This window comes from Actibacterium sp. (assembly GCF_041584535.1).
Taxonomy (GTDB): domain Bacteria; phylum Pseudomonadota; class Alphaproteobacteria; order Rhodobacterales; family Rhodobacteraceae; genus Actibacterium_D.
This window is the reverse complement of record NZ_JBFHDW010000362.1, coordinates 1-2,277: the sequence shown is the minus strand read 5'-3', so window position 1 is coordinate 2,277 and position 2,277 is coordinate 1. Positions and strand designations below refer to the sequence as shown.

The 2,277-nt window shown below is 59.7% G+C and carries 1 protein-coding gene and 1 pseudogene; both read right to left on the bottom strand.

Translation table 11 applies throughout. The features are described from left to right. Positions 1 to 322, bottom strand: a pseudogene (locus tag ABYW26_RS13595) (right-handed parallel beta-helix repeat-containing protein); the annotation flags it as partial. A 216-nt stretch (positions 323 to 538) separates the two neighbouring features. Then, positions 539 to 2,119, bottom strand: a complete 1,581-nt coding sequence (locus ABYW26_RS13590; RefSeq protein WP_372605447.1) for a lysine--tRNA ligase — start codon at positions 2,117 to 2,119, stop codon at positions 539 to 541. Between the last annotated feature and the right edge of the window lie 158 nt (positions 2,120 to 2,277).

Here is a 2,277-nt window from a genome sequence, read left to right as displayed (position 1 = left end):
GCGCCTCGGTCCCGTCACCGGCCCAGGCCGCGATGCGCACATCTGGCAGGTTGCCGCTGATCGCCTTGATACGCGCGGTCACACGCAGATAACAGCCCGGCAGGATCGGCGTCTGCCCCATGTAACGCAGCTTTTGCAGCGTCTGGGTCTTCGCCATTTCCAGACAGCCGCCAAAATCCTGATCCGCCGACACCAGCGCCGCGTTCGCCGCACCGTCATAGGTGGCCGATCCCGGCGTGCCATCCTCGCTTGACCAGACGTCCAGCCCATTTGCGAATTGCGGCGGCGTCAGCAGCAGCCCGTCAGTGATTGCCTTGTTCATTCTCAGCCCTTTCCATCTGCCCACGCACCAGATCGGCACATCGGCAAACGGACGAGACCCGGCCGCCAAGGCACCGCTCAATTGTCCGTCGCTGTCGTGAAGTCAGTCCCGGCACATCCTGCCCGGGTCAGATGCAAGCTCTAGCAGACAAGGGTTAAGGCCGGGTTAAATACCCAGCCCAACCTTGATGAAAATCGCAAAAAAGCTCTGGCCGGATCAGGCCGCCAGTTCGCCCGCCAGACCTTTTTCGATCAGGGCCACGGTCTCATCCACGCCGTAAAGCGCGATAAAGCCGCCAAAGCGCGGGCCTTGGCTGGCGCCCAGCAGCACTTCATAAAGGGCCTTGAACCAGTCGCGCAGGTTCTCGAACCCATGATCCTTGCCAACGGCAAAGGCCAGCGATTGCAGCTCCTCGGCGTCCAGCCCGCCATCCCAGACCCGCAGCCGTGCTGCCAGATCGGTCAGCGCCGCGCGCTCTTGCTCGGTCGGGGCGCGGAATTGACGATGGGGGGCCACGAAATCGTGGAAATAGCGAATGGCAAAGCCCGCTGCCTGATCCAGATCGGGATGGGTCTCGGGGCTGGCGTCAGGGGCGTAGCGCTTGATAAAGCCCCACAGCCCGTCCTTGTCGGACGCCCCGGCCACAGCGGCAAGGTTCAGCAGCATCGCAAACGGCACAACCATCTTCGATTCCGGCGGGGTGCCGCCGTGGATGTGCCAGACCGGGTTGTTCACCTGCGCCGCGGCATCCTGATCCGGGAAGGCCCGCAGTTGCTGGTGATATTCGTCCACCGCTTTCGGGATCACGTCAAAGAACAGACGTTTCGCGGTTTTGGGCTTTTGATACATGAAATAGGCAAGGCTTTCGGAACTGGCATAGGTCAGCCATTCGTCGATCGAGATGCCATTCCCCGAAGATTTCGAAATCTTGCTGCCCTTGTCGTCAAGGAACAGCTCATAAGTGAAATGCTCGGGCTTTCTGCCGCCAAGGATTTCGCAAATCCGGTCGTAGATCGGCGTGTTGGTCGAGTGGTCCTTGCCATACATTTCGAAATCGACATCCAGCGCCGCCCAGCGCGCGCCGAAATCGGGTTTCCACTGGAATTTCACATTACCGCCGGTGACCGGCAGCGTCCACTCGCGCCCGTCCTCATCGTCAAAGGTGACGGTGCCATCCTTGGGGTTCACCTCTTTCATCGGCACATACAGAACACGGCCGGTTTCGGGATGGATCGGCAGGAAGATCGAATAGGTCTGGCGCCGCTCTTCGCGCAAGCTTTTCAGCATGACCGCCATGATGTCGTCATAGCATTCGACAGCGCGCAGCAGCACGTCGTCGAACTGGCCGGATTTATAGAACTCGGTGGCCGAATAGAATTCATACTCAAAGCCGAACGTGTCCAGAAACCGGCGCAGCATTGCGTTGTTGTGATGACCAAAGCTTTCAAATTCACCGAAAGGGTCCGGCACAGAGGTCAGCGGCTTTTGCTGATGCTCGCGCAGCATGTCCTGATTGGGCACGTTGCCCGGCACCTTGCGCATCCCGTCCAGATCGTCCGAGAAACAGATCAGCCGGGTGGGAATATCGCTGATTTCCTCAAAGGCGCGGCGGATCATCGTGGTGCGGGCGACCTCGCCAAAGGTGCCGATATGCGGCAGACCCGACGGGCCATAGCCGGTCTCGAACAGCACGTAACCCTTTTCCGGCGGCGCCTTTTCGTAACGCTTGGCCAGCTTCCGGGCCTCTTCAAAAGGCCAGGCTTTCGAGGACATTGCAGCGTCACGCAGATCAGACATTGGGTTCACACTTATTTTTCCGCGGTCAGACCCCATGTCAGACCGGCACCGCTACCTATTGTGCCACGGCGGCTGCGTCAATAATCTGCAAGGCAAACACACAGGCACCAAAGGAATTCCGATGTCGCAAACTCCCCCTCCGCTGACCCCTCAGGATG